Genomic DNA, 18,518 nt, shown 5'->3' with positions numbered 1-18,518 from the left:
ATTGTTAACGTGCTCAATCACAGGCCAAGCTTGGCAGAAAAGCGGAAAAACCTGCTGCACACGTTAAAAAAATCATGGAAACCCCTTTTTGAAAGCGCTATAATAAATATTAATGAGCAGAAATAAAAGGGGCAGCGCAATGAAAAAAGGGAGAATGTTCTACGGGATTTTCATTCCCATTCTGATCCTCGGGGTGGGACTGGTTGCCAGCTTCGGCAGCTATATTTATATCAGTACGATCCGGTCGGTGGTCGGGCAGTTCTCCAGCAGCAAGCAGAGCTATATCGAGCAGATCAAGAACAATCTGGAGCACAAAATCCAGAGCATTGAATATGCGTTCAATACGTTCAGCACGACGAGCTCTTTTCAGGAGCTGGTTACGAATCCGATTACGATCAAGGACTTTGAGGCTTACCGCAGTGTCAATTCGCAGCTGAACTATATTGCCTCCATGACGGCGGAGGGTACGGAATATTCGCTGATCAGTCTGGAGCAGAACTGGCAGATCATGAATGAGCGGCTGACCAGCCTGAGTGAAGCAGATGTGGAGCAGCTGCGTGAGCAGTATATCGACAACCAGAATCAGAGTTTATTTTGGGTCAAGACGGATAAGGGCATAAGGTTCGTGAATACACTGCCTGTGTTCTCCAGCAAAAAGCAGGCCATCGCCTTATCCGACATTTCCCGGTACACGCTGGATTCCATCATTAAGACGGACGAGAAGGCCCAGGTGTACATTCTGAATAAATCCGGTGAGCTGCTGTACGATTCCGGACAGAAGGAGACAAGCCTGACACTGGAGCAGCTGGAGGAGCTCAGCGGCATCGTTACTGCAGGTGAGGAGAACGGCAAGACTGAAATGGAGACGGGCGGACACCAGCCGCTCCAGCTGCTGTATTCCAAGTCCTCTTATAATAATTGGATTTACCTGACGGAGCTGGATCAGGATGAAATCGCCGGTACCCTCAAAATGACCAAATTCGGCCTGTACGCCCTCGGTCTGCTGAGCATCTTGCTGATTCTGGTTGTCGCTTATATTGTCGCTACTTATTTTACAAAACCCATTCAGCGGATCAAGCGCAGTTTAGCTGTGGTCCCGCCGGTGAACACCAAAAACGAGTTCGAATACATTATCCAGTCTATTGATACGATCCTTTCAGAGAAAGAATCGCTGGCCAGTCTGATTGAAGCGGAGATGCCGCAGCTGGAGACCCAGCTCATCCTCAACCTGTTCCGCAGCCGCGTCACAGCCGAGGAGCTGGAGAAGAATCTGCAGCGCTTCGGCTATCCGCCTAACGGAGCCCGTAAATATATTACGATGCTGATTCAGCTGGACAGCCTGGGCGAACAGGGGGCCTCGAACAAGGACGTGCTGCTGCTGGCCATCAACAAGATGGTAGAGGAGATTATACCGAAGACGCAGCGGATGCTGCCGATTATCCTCAATGATGATACCCAGGCGACCATACTGTCTTTGCCTGAGCTGAGCGACCAGGAGCTGAACAAGGAGCTGCTGGAATATGCAACAGAGCTGCTGAGGGCAGTGCGCAATTATCTGAAGGTTCCGATCAGTATCGGATTCAGCATGTGCTACAGTGATCTGCTGGAGAGCAAGGAGGCCTGCGAGATGGGCAAGCAGGCGCTGCACCAGCGGCTGAATCTCGGCAAGGAATCGATTATCTTTTATGAGGATATTTATAAGGTTGTCTCCGGTCCGGTTCTGCTTCATTATCCGGCGGAGCTGGAGTCGCAGCTGTTCAACGGCATCCGGCTGGGGGACAGGGAGCAGGTAACAGAAGCCCTCTATCCGTTTCTGGCCCAGCTGATCGGCAAGAACAAGAGCACACTGAATTTTGAGGTTATGCTGGTGCGGCTGGTGAACAATCTGATTCAGCTGGAGCAGCATCTAGGCATTCAGGTTCTGCTGACCCAGGATAACAATAAGCTGTATCACCGGGTGCTGGACATCCGTAATCCCGAAGAGATTGAACACCTGCTGGTGCAGGAGGTCATCTACCCGATGACCACGGCCATGAAGGAGAAGACGAGCAAGCAGTTCCGCTGCCTGTCCGACAAGATTACCGCTATTGTCCATTCCGAGTTCGACCAGGAGCTGACGCTGGAGGGCATCGGCGAACGGCTGCATTACAATCCGAATTATCTCAGCAGTATTTTTAAAAAGGAATACGGTACCTCATTCAGTGAGTATCTGATGAATTACCGGCTGGAGATGGCCAAGAAATGGCTGTCGGAGACTGACATGACCATCCGTGAGATCGCCGAGCGGCTGCAGTACCATAATCCGCAGAACTTTATCCGTTCCTTCCGCAAGAAGGAGCAGGTTACACCGGGCACATACCGCAAGCTGCAGCAGGGTGCATAGCATAAGGGCATAATCTTAAAGTCACAGCAATAATCAGCATAACAGTTTTAGTAGGATCAGGTACAAAAAAACGGTATCGCCCTTAAAGGCGTTACCGTTTCTTTTTACTAGTATACAATTAACCCTTCACAGCCCCCATCAAGGCACCCTTGGTAAAATGCTTCTGCACGAACGGGTAAGCGATCAGCATCGGAACCGTAGCGACTACGATAACCGCCATTTTGATCGTCTGGGCAGGCGGGATAATATCAACCGAGGTGCCCTCAGCCTGCATCCCGCTGGAGACGATAACGATCTGGCGCAGCAGGACCTGAATCGGCCATTTTACCGAATCATTGATGTAGAGAATGGCATTCATGTAAGTGTTCCAGTAAGCAACAGCGTAGAACAACGATATGGTGGCGATGGACGGGAGGGCCAGCGGAAGCATGATTTTCAGGAAAATCCCGAAGTCATTGCTTCCGTCAATCTTGGCTGACTCCTCAAGGCTGTCCGGCAGCGCCTGGAAGAAGTTGCGCATGATGATCATATTGAAGGCGTTGATCGCCACCGGGAACACCAGGGACCAGTAGGAATTGATGAGGCCGACCGATTTTACAACCAGAAAGGTTGGGATCATGCCCCCGCTGAACAGCATGGAGAACACGACGATAAAGTTAATGGTGTTTCTGAGCGGCAGATATTTGCGGGACAGGCCGTAGGCCATCAGTGCTGTCAGAATCATGCTTACAATAGTACCGACAATAGTGACACCTACGGATACTGCGAGACCTTTGAAGATCGTCGGTGTGGACAGAATGTAGCGGTATGCATCCAGTGAAAAGGTGGTCGGGAACAGAATGAATTTCTTGGCAATCACTTCCTGGGTGGTCGCGAATGAGCTGGCGATAATGTTTACAAAAGGTAACAGACAAGCTAGTGCGATCAGAATCAGGATACCGGCATTTACGACCGTGAAGATCTGTCCGCCGAGTGATTCTTTTCTTCGTGAGCTGTGGTTCATTTCATATCCTCCTCGTATTCGGTTACCTTTCAACTGTAACAAGAGGGACAAATTACGTATATAATCCGGGCATGAGGTGTTGGGTCTACCGCCGGCATAAGCGCCTTGGCCAGCCTATAATCATTATCTTACCCTGTAATCATTACAGGAGGTCAAAAGGGCCTAAACGCCGCAGCCATAAGGGTTTGGACCACGCAGTCACATAATGATTATATACGTAATGTCGGAAATTCTTTAGTCTAGGGAGCGTAATCCCCGAATGACCAAAGGAGGCTGACAAGTGAAAGTTTCAAGCATCACCGCACCATCAAATCTGAATCTGGAAAAGAGGAAAGGCAGCGCGTTCCTGACCGCAGTAAAGAAATACAAGCTCTTATATCTGATGATCCTGCCCGGACTGGTGTACTTCATCATATTTAAGTATCTGCCAATGGGCGGGCTTGTGATCGCGTTTCAGAACTATCAGCCGTTCCTCGGAATCACGGGCAGCGAATGGGTAGGGTTCAAGCATTTCATCCGGCTATTCACGGAGCCAACCTTTATGATGCTGCTGCGCAACACGCTCATCCTGTTCGCGCTAAATATCGTGATTTTCTTTCCGTTGCCGATTATCGTCGCTTTAATGTTAAATGAACTTAAGAATCGTCATCTTAAAAACTGGATTCAGACCATTGTGTACATCCCCCACTTCATGTCATGGGTTATCATTGTCTCCATTACCTATGTATTCCTGACTGTAGACGGCGGGGTCATCAATGAAATGATCGCAAGCATGGGCTTCAAAAAAATCAGCTTCCTGACCTCGCCGGAATGGCTGCGTACGATCTATATCGGCCAGATCATCTGGAAAGAGCTCGGCTGGTCCACGATCATCTATCTGGCCGCTATTACTGTAGTAGACCCTCAGCTGTATGAAGCTGCGGAAATGGACGGCGCTGCCCGTCTGCGCAAAACCTGGCATGTGACACTGCCGGCCATCCGTCCAGTCATTATCACCCTGCTGATTCTCAAAATCGGCAGCACGCTGGATCTTGGCTTTGAACATATGTATCTGCTGCTCAACTCGCTCAACCGCGAAGTGGCCGAAATTTTTGACACCTACATCTATACGGCGGGCTTGAAGAACGGCCAGCTCAGCTTCAGTACCACGGTAGGCTTGTTCAAAGGCGTAGTCGGTCTGATTCTCGTAATGGCCTCCAACAAGCTGGCCAAAAAAATGGGCGAAGACGGCGTTTACTAAGGCAGTGCCAATTAATCTACTTTAAAGGAGAAGAATTATGAAAAAAAGATGGGTCAGTATGCTTGCCTGCGTTACCGTGCTTTCCACCTTACTGTCGGCGTGCGGAGGAGATAAAGAAGCAGAGAAAAACGCTGCCGTAGCTGATGAGAATACACCGCTGGAATTAACCTGGCTGAACATTCTGCACACGGCCTCTCCGCCGACCGATACAATCAAGAAGCTGCTTGAGGAATACACCAACACCAAAATCACCTTCAACTGGGTGCCTGACGCCTCCAAGGAGGAACGGATCACAACGGCTCTGGCCTCCGGTGAACTGGCTGATATCGTAACTTTGACCATGATGACCAACTCCTCGGTGCGGAGCTCGCTGAAATCCGGGCTGTTCTGGGATGTTGGCCCTTACCTTGATGATTACGACAATCTGGCCAAAATCGCTCCGGAAGTCCGTGCAGCGGCATCCATCGAAGGCGTATTGTACGGCGTACCGTTCCAGAAGAATCTGGCCCGCTCCGGTCTGATCATGCGCAAGGACTGGCTGGATAAGCTGGGCCTGCCGGTTCCGACTACGCTGGATGAAGTGTATGAGGTAGCGAGAGCTTTTACCGAGGATGATCCGGACGGCAACGGTGTTGACGATACAACGGGCTTCGGTGACCGTAACGATCTGCGCTACAGCAGCTTCAAAACACTGAGCTCCTACTTCGGCACACCAAATGGCTGGAAAGTGGATGAGAGCGGCAAGTTCACGCCGGAATTTGATACACAGGAATATATGGATACCTTGAACTTCTCCAAGAAGCTTTATGAAAACGGATACTTGGCCCAGGACTTTGCTGTTACAGCCAAAACCGACCAGCAGCAGCAGTTCGCCCAGGGTAAAACCGGGATTTACACCGGTATGGTCGACATCTCCAGTCTGAGAACACTGGCCCAGGATCTGCAGGAAGGTCTTGAACTCGTGCCGGTGAACAAAATCTCCAACGGTGACGGCGAGTATCACATCTGGTCCGAAGGCAGCGGCGTGGGCGGTCTGATGGCATTCCCGAAATCCGAGGTCAAAACCGAAGCCGAGCTCAAGAGACTGCTGCAGTTCATCAATGACCTGATCGATGAAGAAGCATTCATGCTGATGACCGGCGGTATTGAAGGCACACACTATGAATTTGATGAAAACGGCGCTTATAAAGTCCTTAATACCGAGCTCTGGCAGGCAGATGTACAGCCTTTCTCCTCCAGCAGACCAAGCGAAATCTCTTATACGCTGAAGGATGCCAATCCGGAGAAGCAGCTGGCCAACGAACTGATTCGTGAAAATGACCAATATGCCGTGTTTGACCCGACTGTGCCGCTTGATTCCGCAACCAACAACGAGCAGGGTACAGAGCTTGCGAAGATCATTACCGATGCCACTTTCAAGTACATTATGGGACAGGCGACTGAGGATGACTTCAAAAAAGCGGTTCAGACCTGGAAGGATTCCGGCGGAACCAAGATTACTGAAGAGTATGAAGCAGCTTACAAGCTGACTCAGAAGTAAGACTTTAAGACCTGCGTCAAGTTTGGCGAGCCCACCCGCACCGGGTGGGTTCGTTGTGCAGGATATACGGGATTTGAGGTGATACAGGATGAAGCATATGCTGGTCAGCAAGACGGGCGGAGGCGACTTCAGCTCTGTTCAGGCTGCGGTAGACAGCATACCGGAAGGTGCCGGGGACGTAACGGTCCTGCACATTGAAGCCGGGGTTTATTATGAGAAGCTGCGCATCAATAAACCGGATCTGCGGATTATCGGCAAAGGCGAGGTCAGACTCGTTTACGACGATTATGCGCGCAAGCCGGGCATTGAAGGAACGCCGATGGGCACCTTCGCCTCATGCAGTACTTATATTACCGGTGACAATATCACGGTTGAGAATGTTATTTTTGAAAATACAGCCGGCGGCAGCGGTGAGGTCGGTCAGGCTGTAGCGCTCTATGTAGATGCCGACAAGGTGTCATTCAGGAACTGCACCTTTCTTGCGGCCCAGGATACGCTGTATCTGGCCAAGCCGAAGGAAGAAAAGGTGAACCGGAGCGGGCGCAATTATTTTGAGCATTGCCGGATCGCCGGGGATATCGATTTTATTTTCGGCTCGGCAACGGCTTATTTTCATGAATGCGAAATTGTCAGCCTGAATCTTGGCAAGGAGATTAACGGCTATATTACTGCCGCCGCTACTCCTGAAGATAAGCAGACAGGCTTTGTGTTCCATAGATGCCGCCTGGTCAGCGATGCGGCCGAGGGCACTGTATACCTGGGAAGACCGTGGCGGGACTATGCGCGGACGGTGTTCCTCGATTGCTGGCTGGGCGCACATATCCGCCGTGAGGGCTGGAATGACTGGGATAAGGCCAGTGTATGGCATAGCGTGCATTACGGCGAGGCCGGTTCTGAGGGGCCGGGGGCACATGTGGACAAGCGGGTGGGCTGGTCTAAGCAGCTGCATGAGAGCGAGCTGGAGCGTTTTACGCCCGAGGCCGTTTTTGGCGGGGATATCGGCTGGATTCGCTGAAGGTTAGAGGGACTTTTTTTGACAATAAGAGGAGGATGCAAAGTGGGAGAGAAATGGGTTGTAAAGACGGCGGATACGCTGATGGAGCGTCTGCCGAGACTGTACGAGGATAAGGGTTACAACGGCAAATGGTCGTATGATTACGGTGTGGTGCTGAAGGGCTATGAGCTGCTGTGGAAGCAGAGTGGTGAACGCAAATATTTCAACTATATCGCAGACAATATGGACTATTTCATTCAGGAGGACGGCAGTATCCTCGGCTACCGCAAGGATGAATACAACATTGATCATATCAATAACGGCAAGCTGCTGTTTACGCTGTATGCAGAGACCGGACTTGAAAAATACAAGCTGGCGGCCGCTAACCTGCGCGATCAGCTGCAGACCCATCCCCGGACCTCGGAGGGCGCATTCTGGCATAAACAAATCTATCCGTACCAGATCTGGCTCGACGGCCTGTATATGGGGTCACCGTTCTATCTGGAGTATTTGCTGACTTTTGAGGGAGGGGCAAATTTGGATGATGTTACGAAGCAGTTTATCCTGTGCGAAAAGCATACCAAAGACCCGGTAACCGGACTGCTGTTCCATGCCTGGGACGAAAAGAAGGTTCAGCCATGGTGCAATCCGGAGACCGGCCTGTCCGAGAATTTCTGGGGCCGCTCGATGGGCTGGTATCTGATGGCCCTGGTCGATGTGCTGGAAATGCTGCCGGAAGATCATGCTGATTACGCTGAGCTGGTGCGTATTCTGCGGGATACCCTTGACGCGCTGAAGAACTATCAGGATGCCGAAGCAGGCGTGTGGTACCAGGTGGTAGATCTGGGGGAACGGAAAGGCAACTATCTGGAAGCATCGGCTTCCAGCATGATCGTATTTGCAATCGCCAAGGGAATCCGGTTGGGTGCTCTGGATAACAGCTGGACAGAGGTGCTGGACCGCGCTTACGCCGGGCTGATTGCCGAATTTGTGCTTGTAACCAAGGAAGGCCGGGTCAACCTGAACAAAAACTGCCAGGTAGCCGGACTCGGCGGTGCGGACAAACGTGACGGAACGTATGCGTATTACATCAGCGAGCCGATTATTACGAACGACCAGAAGGGGCTGGGGGCATTCCTGCAGGCTTGCGCGGAGTATGAGCAATTAAGAGCAGGCTCCGGCGTTTCCGGGCTGTCCGGACAAGGAGGTTCCCATGCTGCAGGTGTATAATATTGCCGATTACGGCGCACAGCGGGATAGCGGAATCCTTGCAACTTCTGCAATTCATGAAGCGATAGCAGCAGCAAGTGAAGCCGGGGGCGGGACTGTATATGTTCCGGCAGGGCGGTTTCTGAGCGGAGCTATTATCTTGAAAAGCAACATTGAGCTGCATCTAAGCCCCGGGGCCGTGCTGTCCTTCAGTACGGATCAGGCAGATTACCCGGTGGTGGAATCCAGATGGGAAGGCGTCCGGCAGCAGGTCTATGCCTCCTGCATCTACGGCAGCGACCTGGTCAACATCTCCATCACAGGCAGCGGAACGCTTGACGGCGACGGGGGACTATGGTGGGATGTGTTCCGTAACCGCCGCGGCGAGCTGGCGTATCCGCGTCCGAAGCTGATCAGCTTTGACCGCTGCAGCCGGGTAACGATCAAGGACGTTACGCTGCTCAATTCGCCAAGCTGGACAGTTAATCCGATTGAGTGCAGCAATGTCACTGTGGACAATGTGTCGATCATCAATCCGGCCGATTCCCCGAATACGGACGGGATCGATCCGGAGTCCTGTAACGGTGTGCGGATCAGCAACTGCAGCATTGATGTCGGGGACGACTGCATTGCGATCAAGGCGGGAACCGAGGATACGGCAGAGCGGATTCCGTGTGAAAATATTACGATCACGAACTGCACCATGGCCCACGGCCACGGCGCTGTCGTGCTCGGCAGCGAGATGAGCGGGGATATCCGCAATGTCGTCATCAGCAACTGTATCTTCAAGGAGACGGACCGCGGGATCCGGATGAAGTCGCGGCGCGGCCGGGGCGGAACAGTCGAAGATATCCGCATCTCCAACATTGTAATGGACCATGTGCTGTGTCCGTTTACGATGAATCTCTATTACTTCTGCGGCCCGCGCGGCAAGGAGAAATATGTCTGGGATAAAAATCCTTATCCCATTACGGAAGAGACGCCGTGCTTCCGCCGGGTTCATTTTGCCAACATTACTGCACGCAATGTTCATGCCGCTGCCGGATTCCTGTACGGGCTGGCTGAGCAGTATGTATCCGAAGTAACGTTCAGCAATGTTGACATTTCCATGGCTGAGAATGCGGTACCGGGCCATCCGGACATGATGACAGGCATGGAGAATATGAACAACCGCGGGTTCTACCTCGGCAATGTGCGGAATGTGAAGTTCCATCAGGTGACGGTCGAGAATCATGAGGGACCGGCCTTCTATATCGAGAACGGGGAAGAGGTCGAGCTGGTTAGCTGCCAGTCGCGGAACACACGCAAGCCGGAGCAGCTGGAAGAGCGGGTAACGCTTGAAGGGGCTGATCTGAATTTGAAGGGATAGGACGGTGCTTGAGATGAGTGATCAGAAAGTTCCTTTGGAATCACTGCTCGGCGATCTGCCGGAGCATGGTCCGGGACCGGTTGAAGCGGTGCTGCTGAAGCAGGAGATTCATGACGGCTTCCGGATGGAATCGCTGCTGCTTGAGCTGAATGGGGTAGAGAAGGTGCCGGCAACGCTCGTTAAGCCACTGGAAGGCGACGGGCCGTTCCCCCTGGTATTGTTCAACCATTCGCACGGCGGGAATTACACGAATGGCCGCAAGGAGCTGCTTAGCAGCAGCACCTATCTGCAGTCGCCTTCCTTCGCCAAGACGCTGACAGACATGGGCTATGCCGTCTGCTGCATAGACATGTGGGGTTTCAACGAGCGCGGCGGCAAGGCCGAGAGCGAGCTGGTGAAGGAAATGCTCTGGACGGGCAAAGTCCTGTGGGGCATGATGCTCTACGACAGCCGCCGGGCGCTGGACTATCTGTGCTGCCGTGAGGACATTGACGCTGAGCGGATCGGCACCATCGGCATGTCGATGGGGGGGCTGATGGCCTGGTGGCTGGCTGCGCTGGATGAGCGGGTCAAGGTAACGGTCGATATTTGCGGACAGGTGGAGGCTCAGACTTTGATCGACAAAAGAGGCCTGGATCATCACGGCTTCTACTCCTATGTTCCGGGGCTGCTAAAGCACTACACGACGCTTGAGATCCAGCAGCGGATCGTTCCGCGGGCGCGGATGAGCCTGAACGGACGCAGTGACCGGATGTGTCCGGCTGAGGGCGTAAGGCTGCTGGATGAGGGCCTGTCCGAAGCTTATGAGGCTGCGGGAAAACCGGAGCACTGGCAGAACATCACGGCAACAGGCGGGCATATGGAGACGCTGGAGATGCGGGTGGCCTGGCAGGCTTTTTTGGCGGAGCATTTGTAGGGTTTGGTTAGCGGCTCCTCTAAGGGAAATGATTGGCTGGTGTTATAAACCAGGCAAGGGACTGCAAAGTTTGGCTATAGCAATCAAGAAACTAGAAAGGTGGGTTAGCTGGCTTATGACTGCAATCATCCGTAATCCGATACTGCCGGGTTTTAACCCGGACCCTTGCATTCTGCGTGTCGGAGAAACCTATTATATTGCTGTTTCCTCGTTTGAATGGTTGCCGGGAGTACGGATTTACACATCCGGGAATCTCGCGGAGTGGGAGCACTGCACCGATATTCTTACCTCGCAGGTTGAGCTGCGCGGGAATCCGAAGAACTGCAGCATTTGGGCGCCGCAGCTGAGCTATCATGATAATCTGTTCTACCTGGTGTATACGGATGTCAAAAGCACCAAACGCCCGTTCAAGGACTGCCATAACTACCTGATGACGGCGCCATCCATTGAAGGTCCATGGTCAGAGCCGGTCTACCTGAACAGCAGCGGCTTCGATCCTTCCCTGTTCCATGACAGCGACGGCCGGAAATGGCTGCTCAATGCCCTGTGGGATTACCGCATTCTGGAGGGCAACAAATCCAGCGGCATTGTGATTCAAGAGTATGACGCTGCTGCGCAGCGGCTGACCGGCGAGCCGGCCAAGCTGTTTGACTGTACACCGCTGAAGAAGACGGAAGCGCCGCATATTTATAAGCAGAACGGCTATTACTACCTCATTACCGCCGAAGGGGGAACAGGCTCCGGCCATGCCGTTACAGTTGCCCGTTCCCGGGAGCTGGCCGGCCCCTATGAGGTAGACCCGCTCAACCCGATGCTCACCTCGCGCAACAACCCGGACCTGCCCTTGCAGTGTGCCGGACACGGCAGCCTGGTGCAGACGCCGGGCGGGGAGTGGTATATGGCCCATCTTTGCACCCGTCCGGTGGACGGCAAGTACGCCATACTGGGCCGAGAGACAGCGCTGCAGCAGGTGTACTGGGATGAAGCAGGCTGGCTGCGCCTTAGCGCAGGCGGCAATGAGCCGCAGCTTACGCTTCCTGCTCCAGAGGGCGTGACTGTAAGCGGGGCTGGCCGCTGGTCAGTATTCGAGGACCGCTTCGACGGCCCGAAGCTGAAGAAGAGATGGAACACCCTGCGGATTCTGGCGGACGACAGCTGGTGTTCATTTACAGCACGTCCCGGTTATCTCCGGCTTACTGCCGGTGAATCTGTACAGAGCCTGTTCAAGCATCATATTCTGGCGGTACGCCAGAGTGATATAAGCTTCCGCGCGGAAACGGCGCTGGAATATCAGCCGAAGAGCTATCTGCAGATGGCTGGCCTGCTGCTGTATCTGAACGAGGACAATTATCTGTACGCATATATCTCGCATGAGCAGGGCCAGGGCAGCGTACTTCGGCTGATGAAATGCGAAGCGGACAGCTTCACCTATGAGCCCGAGACGATTGCTTTTGACGGCCAGTCGCCGGTACAGCTGGCTGTGTCCGTTGAAGGGGCTGCGGGACAATTCTTTTACCGCCACAGTGATACGGAGGAGTGGACAGCCCTCTATGGACCGCAAGACCTCGGCTTCCTCTCCGGCGGCTTCACCGGTAACTTTGTGGGCATCGCTGCCCATGACATGAACCAGTTTGGCGGCAGCTATGCGGATTTCTCATATTTCCGCTATGAGGGCAGGGATTTGTAAGGGCAATCAGCCAGCATAGGCTGAAGGAGTAACAGCAGAAGGGTGGACGGCTCGCAGCCGCTCATCCTTTTTTTTGCTTTTTACCGGTGAGCGGAGTAATGTGATTATCTGAGATGCCGTTTGTACAATTTATGCTCAGGAGAGGCGGAGTGGATAATGAATACCAGAACACTGGGACGTGAAGGGCTCAAGGTATCGGCGCTTGGACTTGGCTGCATGGGAATGTCTGATTTCTACAGCGGGCGGGATGATCAGGAGTCGGTGCGGACGATTTACCGTGCGTTTGATTTGGGCATTAACTTTTTGGATACGGCGGATATGTATGGCGTCGGGCGGAATGAGGAGCTGGTAGGACAGGCGGTCAAAGGCCGCCGTAACGATGTCATTATCGCTACCAAGTTCGGCAATGTACGCAGCAGCGACGGAAGGATGCTTGGCATCAACGGCCGGCCGGAATATGTCAAAGCTGCATGCGATGCCAGCCTCCGCCGGCTGGGTATCGATCATATCGACCTGTACTACCAGCACCGGGTAGACCCGAATACGACTATTGAGGAGACGGTAGGCGCGATGGCTGATCTGGTTCAGGCGGGTAAAGTCCGTTTTCTCGGCTTGTCGGAGGCCGGCGCGGCTACCATTCAGCGTGCACATCAGGTACATCCGATTACAGCGCTCCAGACGGAATATTCACTGTGGAGCCGTGATGTGGAGGATGAGATCCTGCCGGTCTGCCGGGAGCTCGGCATTGGCTTTGTTCCGTACAGCCCGCTCGGCAGAGGCTTTCTTACCGGGCAGATCCGCACGTTTGAGGATTTGGCTGAGGATGACTACCGCCGCAATTCCCCGCGCTTTCAGGGCGAGAACTTCAACAGGAATCTTGAGCTTGTAGAGCGCATCAAGGAAATTGCTGCTGAACAGGACGTTCAGCCGTCACAGCTTGCATTGGCCTGGCTGCTCGCCCAGGGCGATGACATCGTGCCGATCCCCGGCACCAAACGGACAAAGTACCTGGAAGAGAACGCCGGTGCACTGGCGATCCGGCTAAGCGAAGGGGAGCTGGCGCGTATTAATGAGGCGGCACCCAAAGGCAGCGCGGCCGGAACGCGTTATCCGGAGCAGGGGATGAGAAGCGTAAGCCTGTAACGCAGCCGGAGGAGCCGGAGTAGTTCTAAAACGAATATGAGTAACCTAAAAAGATGATTCCGGTATTGCGGAGTCATCTTTTTTTGCCAAGAAATCATGTACATGTCTGGATAGTGCGAACTGGCGAACCGCTACGACTATCCCGATAGAAGGTCACGATAAAACTTATCTTAGTGGAAAAATGCCATCTAATTCCCCGCTAAACCCCGCTATCGAAAATCTAGTTGGAAAAACGCCACTTCATTCCGCCGAAATTGCCTTCAAGCCGGTAAATAGCCCGAAATAGATGGTGATTTTCCACCTAATCGTTGTGGAGGACGAGAAATACGGAAATTAAGTGGCGAAAATCCAACTGGATGATTGGAACTTGAAGTTGGATAAGTCTATTCCATAATTCTGCTTAACGTTGCTGCTATTTCTTCGTGACGGCGAAGCAAATTTTCAAGCTCCCATTTCTGCCTATGTGTTACTTCACTATAATTGAGGAGATGATTCATCATTTGTGCAGGATCGGTGCCAAGAAGATGCAGCCGTTCATTTTCCATTGACTGATACAGGGCCTTCTGATCATCTGTAAAACGGTTCAACAACCCTTCAGCATCGCTCAGCTTTATCTCCAGCAGAATGACTACAGCATTTTTGGTAATCAAACGATGTTTCGAGAGGATCTCAACAGCCAGCAAATCAGTATCTTCATAGATGTCCGATGCCTGTGCCAGTTTGAGTATAGAAGAGGATAGGGCTGATACTAATCCGCTGTCCCACTCATTCATTAAATAAGCCAGGATATTGTATATCCAGATGGAATCGTCCCGCAGTAAGAACACTGCCTCAATATGAGGGACAGTATGAACCTTATACTTTTGAAGCAGATCAGCAACAGCAGCTGCTATAGGCCAGTTTATATCCTGCACCCATTCCAAAAGCTCAGGGATCAGCGGTATCACCTGGGATTCCTCCAAGCAGGACAACCGTTCAACACTCTTGAAATCATATTTATCTGTCGGCAAATTAGTCAAGCAGGCTGCCCCGTTCCAGTAACCTATATTATTGTTCCGTCCGTCCCTTATCCTTCGGAGCCACCCGTGCCGGACGGCTGACCCAGTTGCTGCGGTTCATCGGCTTAACGGCGTCAATCCGCGGATTAACCGGCTCTTGGATATTTCCGTCAGGTGCCTCTGATCTTGCTGCGACTGCTTCCGGATGCTGCCGTTTTTGCAGACCCCCGCCGTTATGCTTGCCCCGGTTCCATACTCTGTTCTTGCTCACTTGCTACACTCCCTTTTTAGCTGATTTATACACCATATCATATCAGGAATAGGTTAGAAAGCACCGGACGGCGGGAAACCGCTGTATATTATCGTCAGTATTCAGGGTAATAAAGGAAATCGTACCAAATTGTAATTCTCAAGCATAAAACCGCAATTTTGACAAGTTATAAAATGTACTATTGATAATCCGGACTCCTGTCTATAATGATATAGAATTTGAAAGGAGAGCACCCTGATGGCCATCAAGATAATTACGGACAGCGGTTCCGATCTGCCCCTTGAGTATGTTGAGAAGTATAATGTGACTATTGTTCATCTGCCGGTTCATTTCGGGCATGATCTGATGCCTGAGCACACGGAGACCAAAGCCTTTTATGAAATGATGCGTGAGTCCAAGGAGCTGCCGACAACGGCCAGCCCAAGCCCGCAAAGCTTTCTCGAAGCATTCAAGGAGGTGGAGCCGGGCACGGATATCTTGGTCCTCTGTATGTCCTCCAACATCAGCAGCACTTATCAGACAGCCACGATTGCCAAGGAGATGTATGAGGAAGAAGGACATCCGAACGCGATCGAAGTTATAGATACCAAAAGATTTTCCGGAGGGCTGTCGCTTCTTGTGGCAACGGCGGCGCGTCTGTCACTCACCAGCAGCCTGGCCGAACTGAAGGAAAGCGTACTTAAGCAAGTTGAAGAAACAACAGCCTATTTCACGCTGGATACTTTAGAGAACGTTATAAAAGGCGGACGCTTGAACCGTTTGTCCGGCGCAGTAGCATCTGTACTTAACATCAAGCTGCTGCTGAAGATCAGCGATGAGGGCAGAGTTGAGGTAGTGGAGAAGACGCGCGGTTTGCCTAAAGCGCTGAATCTGCTGTTAAGCAAGCTCGACGAGAAGCAGTACGATTACGAGAAAGCAGCGATTGCTATTGTTCACAGCAACTGCGAGAAGCTGGCGCTGGAGATCAAAGCGCGTATTCTCGAAAAACACCCCTTCAAAGAGGTGGTATTCTCCAGCATGGGCCCGGTTATGGGGACATATGCCGGTGAAGGCGGGATTGGAGTGGCTTTTTAAGCTGCGGCTGGGTCTGCTCTGCATAGTGTTATAGCCCGTAGAACCGTACCTGGCCTGTGCCGGTGTGCGGTTTTTTGGCGTGGGCGGAAGCAGTCAATACCGGGATACGGCTGTGGGCCGGACAACGGGACGGATTCTCCAAAGACACCATCATATAGGCATCTGCATAGAATGGAGCAAATCCAATTACGGAGGTAGGATGCTATGTCGACATACAATGCCGGCCAGACGGCTACAGTGATCTATCAGGCTGATCCGGCGGTTGTGCAGCATTTACATGGGGTTCGCGAGACCCTGCATCATTCCTGTAAACCCTATTTAAATCATAAGGTGAAGGTTCAGACTCTCGACGGAATGACGCATGAAGGCATCATTGCCGGGATGGACAGCAAAAATATGTACCTGATGGTCACAGTCACGATGGACGCGCCGCGCGGATTCTATAACCCTTATTACAAGCCATACCCTGGGCTGGGTTATCCGTATCCGCCTTATCCGGGTCCTGTTAACAACAATGTCATTCTGCCGCTGGTGCTGTTCGAGCTGCTTGCTATCTCATTGATCTGAGTGCTGGTTTTGATATGAAAAAAAGGCATGATCCGCGTTGCTGCAGCGTTGCAGGATAACCGGTCATGTCTTTTTATGTTATGAAGAGCTACTCTGGTTGGTGCGGCTCGGCCAGTGTGATAAACTGGAAAGAACCGTAAACATAGGCTTAGTGTACCATTTTCCAAGCCGGTTTACAGATAAGGGTTTGCCAATCAAGGGAGGGATCGGAATGATTACATATCCAATGCTTAAACCGGGAGCGGTTATAGGTGTAACTGCTTCATCGTTTGGTGCGGACGAGCAGCATCGGGAGCTTTTTGACGAGGCTGTGGGGCGGATGAAGGAAAGAGGCTACCAGGTGAGTCTCGGACAGACGGTGTATAAGCATGACAAAGCAAGATCTGCTCCGGGCAGGGAGCGGGGGATGGAGTTCAACGGGATGATGCTGGATGAAACGATCGGTCTGATTATTCCGCCATGGGGCGGCGAGCTGCTGATTGAGATGCTGGAGTTTATTGATTTTGACCAGCTTAGACCAAAATGGGTGCTGGGATTCTCCGACATTAGCCTGCTCCTGCTTGCAATCACCTTGCGCACGGGCATAGCTACCGCACACGGCCCAAGTCTCGGTGATTTGCGCGGAGAGAAGACCGATGAGACGAGCATCATGTGGCAAGAGGTGCTCTCAACCCCGCCCGGCAGCAGCATTGTACAGCAATCCTCACATAAGCATCAGGGGGCAGGAGCAGGAACAGACAGCACGTCGCCTTACCTGTTTAACCTGAACACTCCAACCTTATGGAAGAGCGTATCGGGCCAGGATGTTTCACTAAAGGGCCGTCTGCTCGGCGGCTGTATTGACATTATCCGGCATATCATCGGAACGCCGTATGGCAATGTGCAGTACTTCAGCCGGCATTTTATCCAGGGGGAGCCGATTCTGTGGTATCTCGAAAGCTGTGAGCTGAATACGGCGGATCTCCGCAGATCACTTGTACATATGAAATATGCCGGCTGGTTTGACAATTGCTCGGGGATTCTGTTCGGGCGGAGCGGGGGCAATCAGCCCCTGTACGGGTATACCACAGAGGAAGTGTACCGGGATCTGGCAGAAGAGCTGCAGCTGCCGGTACTTTATGATCTGGATTTCGGTCATGTTCCGCCTCAGATGACGCTGGTAAACGGTGCTTACGCCGAGGTAGAGGTGACAGGGGGACGGGGCACATTGAAACAATATTTCCATGGATAGCCAATCAATTGTGTAGGCATCAAAAAAAGAGACAGCTGGTGGGCTGTCTCTTGTATACATTCTGCCTCAGGTATTCACAATTGCGGTTATTTCCTCATCCAGATCCAGCCGTACATCCTCGCGGTAAGCCCGGATACCGTACTCGCTGTGCAGATAGCGGAGAATCGCTTCAATCATGTTGGATTCGACCAGATACTGGCTGCGGCCCTGGATCCATACCTCTGCGGTATAGCCGGTGTCTTCCTCCCAGCTAAGCTCAACTTGAACCTCCTGAACCCGGACGCCCTTACGCTCAGCCATATGAAGGCAGATGGCGTTAATAATTTCATCCATACTGAGAACAGTTGTTGACATTAGTAGCGGCCGTCTCTTTCTTCAAGTCTGCGTCTTTCTCTTCTGCGGCGGAAGAAGGACATTACAAGCACCACAACAAGATAGATGGCAAGCATATTAACAAGGAAACCAAGGATGTTACCGAAAGCGCCCATTCCGGCAAACATGCTGCCGAAGAGGAAGCCGGCGAGTCCGCCGATCATCATACCCTTCATCAGTGAGCCGCCGCTGAAAAATCCGCGTTTTGCAGTACCGGCAGTACCCGCAGTTCCGGCTGTAGTACCAGTAGTGCTATCACTTTTTCTAACATTATCCGTAGTTGATTTCTTCGGAGTCGTGGTAAAGCCGCGGCTGCCGGATTTAAAACCTCCTCCGCGTCTCGCATCCGCAAAATCGGGAGCGGTTACAGCGAAGAACAGGGTAAAGGCCATTACGATCATCATTACGCGTTTCATGGATTTCATTTAGTACGAGTACCCTCCTAAGGTTGTCTCAAAATTTTGTGGTTCTGCCCGGTAATACGCAGTATGCCCAAGGAGGTTTCAATTTTAATTAAAAAT

At 52.2% G+C, this 18,518-nt stretch carries 17 protein-coding genes; 12 read left to right on the top strand and 5 right to left on the bottom strand.

Features of this window, described 5'->3' with window-relative positions; translation table 11 throughout:
* The first annotated feature begins 139 nt into the window (after nt 1-139).
* A complete protein-coding gene (locus tag BLR64_RS18820) occupies nt 140-2,383 on the top strand; it encodes an AraC family transcriptional regulator (protein ID WP_090716450.1) in 2,244 nt (747 codons plus the stop codon).
* 118 nt (nt 2,384-2,501) lie between these two features.
* Here BLR64_RS18820 and BLR64_RS18815 read toward each other — a convergent pair whose 3' ends face one another.
* A complete protein-coding gene (locus tag BLR64_RS18815; protein WP_090716449.1) occupies nt 2,502-3,386 on the bottom strand; it encodes a carbohydrate ABC transporter permease in 885 nt (294 codons plus the stop codon).
* A gap of 280 nt (nt 3,387-3,666) precedes the next feature.
* Here BLR64_RS18815 and BLR64_RS18810 point away from each other — a divergent pair, with 280 nt between their 5' ends.
* The 8 genes from BLR64_RS18810 (at nt 3,667) to BLR64_RS18775 (ending at nt 13,484) form a co-directional block, all read left to right on the top strand.
* Nucleotides 3,667-4,626 (top strand): ABC transporter permease, encoded by a 960-nt coding sequence (locus tag BLR64_RS18810; protein ID WP_279615474.1) that lies wholly within the window; start codon nt 3,667-3,669, stop codon nt 4,624-4,626.
* Between the two features lie 37 nt (nt 4,627-4,663).
* On the top strand, nt 4,664-6,166 hold the full coding sequence (locus BLR64_RS18805) for an extracellular solute-binding protein (RefSeq protein ID WP_090716447.1): 1,503 nt from the start codon (nt 4,664-4,666) through the stop codon (nt 6,164-6,166).
* Between the two features lie 88 nt (nt 6,167-6,254).
* Nucleotides 6,255-7,181, top strand: coding sequence for a pectinesterase family protein (locus BLR64_RS18800; protein ID WP_244157764.1), 927 nt, complete (start codon nt 6,255-6,257; stop codon nt 7,179-7,181).
* 42 nt (nt 7,182-7,223) lie between these two features.
* A complete protein-coding gene (locus BLR64_RS18795) occupies nt 7,224-8,390 on the top strand; it encodes a glycoside hydrolase family 88/105 protein (protein ID WP_279615473.1) in 1,167 nt (388 codons plus the stop codon).
* Nucleotides 8,377-9,738 (top strand): glycoside hydrolase family 28 protein, encoded by a 1,362-nt coding sequence (locus tag BLR64_RS18790; protein ID WP_090716529.1) that lies wholly within the window; start codon nt 8,377-8,379, stop codon nt 9,736-9,738. The genes BLR64_RS18795 and BLR64_RS18790 overlap by 14 nt, the downstream gene beginning before the upstream one ends.
* Before the next feature lie 13 nt (nt 9,739-9,751).
* Entirely contained in the window at nt 9,752-10,654 is a 903-nt protein-coding gene (locus BLR64_RS18785; protein ID WP_090716445.1) for a dienelactone hydrolase family protein, read from the top strand.
* 115 nt (nt 10,655-10,769) lie between these two features.
* Nucleotides 10,770-12,341: a glycoside hydrolase family 43 protein gene (locus BLR64_RS18780; RefSeq protein ID WP_090716444.1), complete on the top strand. Its 1,572-nt coding sequence runs from the start codon at nt 10,770-10,772 to the stop codon at nt 12,339-12,341.
* A 156-nt stretch (nt 12,342-12,497) separates the two neighbouring features.
* Entirely contained in the window at nt 12,498-13,484 is a 987-nt protein-coding gene (locus BLR64_RS18775; protein ID WP_090716442.1) for an aldo/keto reductase, read from the top strand.
* Between the two features lie 383 nt (nt 13,485-13,867).
* Here the strand turns inward: BLR64_RS18775 and BLR64_RS18770 are convergent, their stop codons facing one another.
* Nucleotides 13,868-14,494: a DUF5071 domain-containing protein gene (locus BLR64_RS18770; protein ID WP_279615475.1), complete on the bottom strand. Its 627-nt coding sequence runs from the start codon at nt 14,492-14,494 to the stop codon at nt 13,868-13,870.
* Nucleotides 14,495-14,531: 37 nt separating this feature from the next.
* The gene (locus tag BLR64_RS18765) at nt 14,532-14,753 is read right to left on the bottom strand and encodes a hypothetical protein (RefSeq protein ID WP_090716439.1); all 222 of its coding nucleotides are present in this window, start codon (nt 14,751-14,753) and stop codon (nt 14,532-14,534) included.
* Nucleotides 14,754-14,990: 237 nt separating this feature from the next.
* Between BLR64_RS18765 and BLR64_RS18760 the strand changes: the two genes are divergently transcribed.
* The 3 genes from BLR64_RS18760 (at nt 14,991) to BLR64_RS18750 (ending at nt 17,625) form a co-directional block, all read left to right on the top strand.
* On the top strand, nt 14,991-15,827 hold the full coding sequence (locus tag BLR64_RS18760; protein ID WP_090716437.1) for a DegV family protein: 837 nt from the start codon (nt 14,991-14,993) through the stop codon (nt 15,825-15,827).
* A 204-nt stretch (nt 15,828-16,031) separates the two neighbouring features.
* Complete coding sequence (locus BLR64_RS18755) at nt 16,032-16,394, top strand: hypothetical protein (RefSeq protein WP_090716436.1); 363 nt, start codon at nt 16,032-16,034, stop codon at nt 16,392-16,394.
* A gap of 211 nt (nt 16,395-16,605) precedes the next feature.
* Complete coding sequence (locus BLR64_RS18750) at nt 16,606-17,625, top strand: S66 family peptidase (protein ID WP_090716435.1); 1,020 nt, start codon at nt 16,606-16,608, stop codon at nt 17,623-17,625.
* A 66-nt stretch (nt 17,626-17,691) separates the two neighbouring features.
* Here BLR64_RS18750 and BLR64_RS18745 read toward each other — a convergent pair whose 3' ends face one another.
* Together BLR64_RS18745 and BLR64_RS18740 are read right to left on the bottom strand one after the other, a co-directional pair.
* The gene (locus BLR64_RS18745; RefSeq protein WP_068725581.1) at nt 17,692-17,979 is read right to left on the bottom strand and encodes a YxcD family protein; all 288 of its coding nucleotides are present in this window, start codon (nt 17,977-17,979) and stop codon (nt 17,692-17,694) included.
* The gene (locus BLR64_RS18740; RefSeq protein ID WP_446676289.1) at nt 17,979-18,422 is read right to left on the bottom strand and encodes a hypothetical protein; all 444 of its coding nucleotides are present in this window, start codon (nt 18,420-18,422) and stop codon (nt 17,979-17,981) included. Before BLR64_RS18740 ends, BLR64_RS18745 begins: the two co-directional genes overlap by 1 nt.
* Between the last annotated feature and the right edge of the window lie 96 nt (nt 18,423-18,518).

The organism is Paenibacillus typhae, from assembly GCF_900099765.1.
Classification (GTDB): Bacteria; Bacillota; Bacilli; order Paenibacillales; family Paenibacillaceae; genus Paenibacillus_AQ; species Paenibacillus_AQ typhae.
Note: the sequence above shows the minus strand (reverse complement) of the source record. Positions and strands in the feature narration are given on the sequence as shown.

What these genes read in the sequence shown, in the direction of transcription:
- BLR64_RS18780 (WP_090716444.1), top strand. Translation starts at nt 10,770, where the DNA reads ATGACTGCAATCATCCGTAATCCGATACTGCCGGGTTTTAACCCGGAC.
- BLR64_RS18755 (WP_090716436.1), top strand. Translation starts at nt 16,032, where the DNA reads ATGTCGACATACAATGCCGGCCAGACGGCTACAGTGATCTATCAGGCT.
- BLR64_RS18820 (WP_090716450.1), top strand. Translation starts at nt 140, where the DNA reads ATGAAAAAAGGGAGAATGTTCTACGGGATTTTCATTCCCATTCTGATC.
- BLR64_RS18750 (WP_090716435.1), top strand. Translation starts at nt 16,606, where the DNA reads ATGATTACATATCCAATGCTTAAACCGGGAGCGGTTATAGGTGTAACT.
- BLR64_RS18815 (WP_090716449.1), bottom strand. Translation starts at nt 3,386, where the DNA reads ATGAACCACAGCTCACGAAGAAAAGAATCACTCGGCGGACAGATCTTC.
- BLR64_RS18785 (WP_090716445.1), top strand. Translation starts at nt 9,752, where the DNA reads ATGAGTGATCAGAAAGTTCCTTTGGAATCACTGCTCGGCGATCTGCCG.
- BLR64_RS18760 (WP_090716437.1), top strand. Translation starts at nt 14,991, where the DNA reads ATGGCCATCAAGATAATTACGGACAGCGGTTCCGATCTGCCCCTTGAG.
- BLR64_RS18740 (WP_446676289.1), bottom strand. Translation starts at nt 18,422, where the DNA reads ATGAAATCCATGAAACGCGTAATGATGATCGTAATGGCCTTTACCCTG.
- BLR64_RS18800 (WP_244157764.1), top strand. Translation starts at nt 6,255, where the DNA reads ATGAAGCATATGCTGGTCAGCAAGACGGGCGGAGGCGACTTCAGCTCT.
- BLR64_RS18805 (WP_090716447.1), top strand. Translation starts at nt 4,664, where the DNA reads ATGAAAAAAAGATGGGTCAGTATGCTTGCCTGCGTTACCGTGCTTTCC.
- BLR64_RS18745 (WP_068725581.1), bottom strand. Translation starts at nt 17,979, where the DNA reads ATGTCAACAACTGTTCTCAGTATGGATGAAATTATTAACGCCATCTGC.
- BLR64_RS18775 (WP_090716442.1), top strand. Translation starts at nt 12,498, where the DNA reads ATGAATACCAGAACACTGGGACGTGAAGGGCTCAAGGTATCGGCGCTT.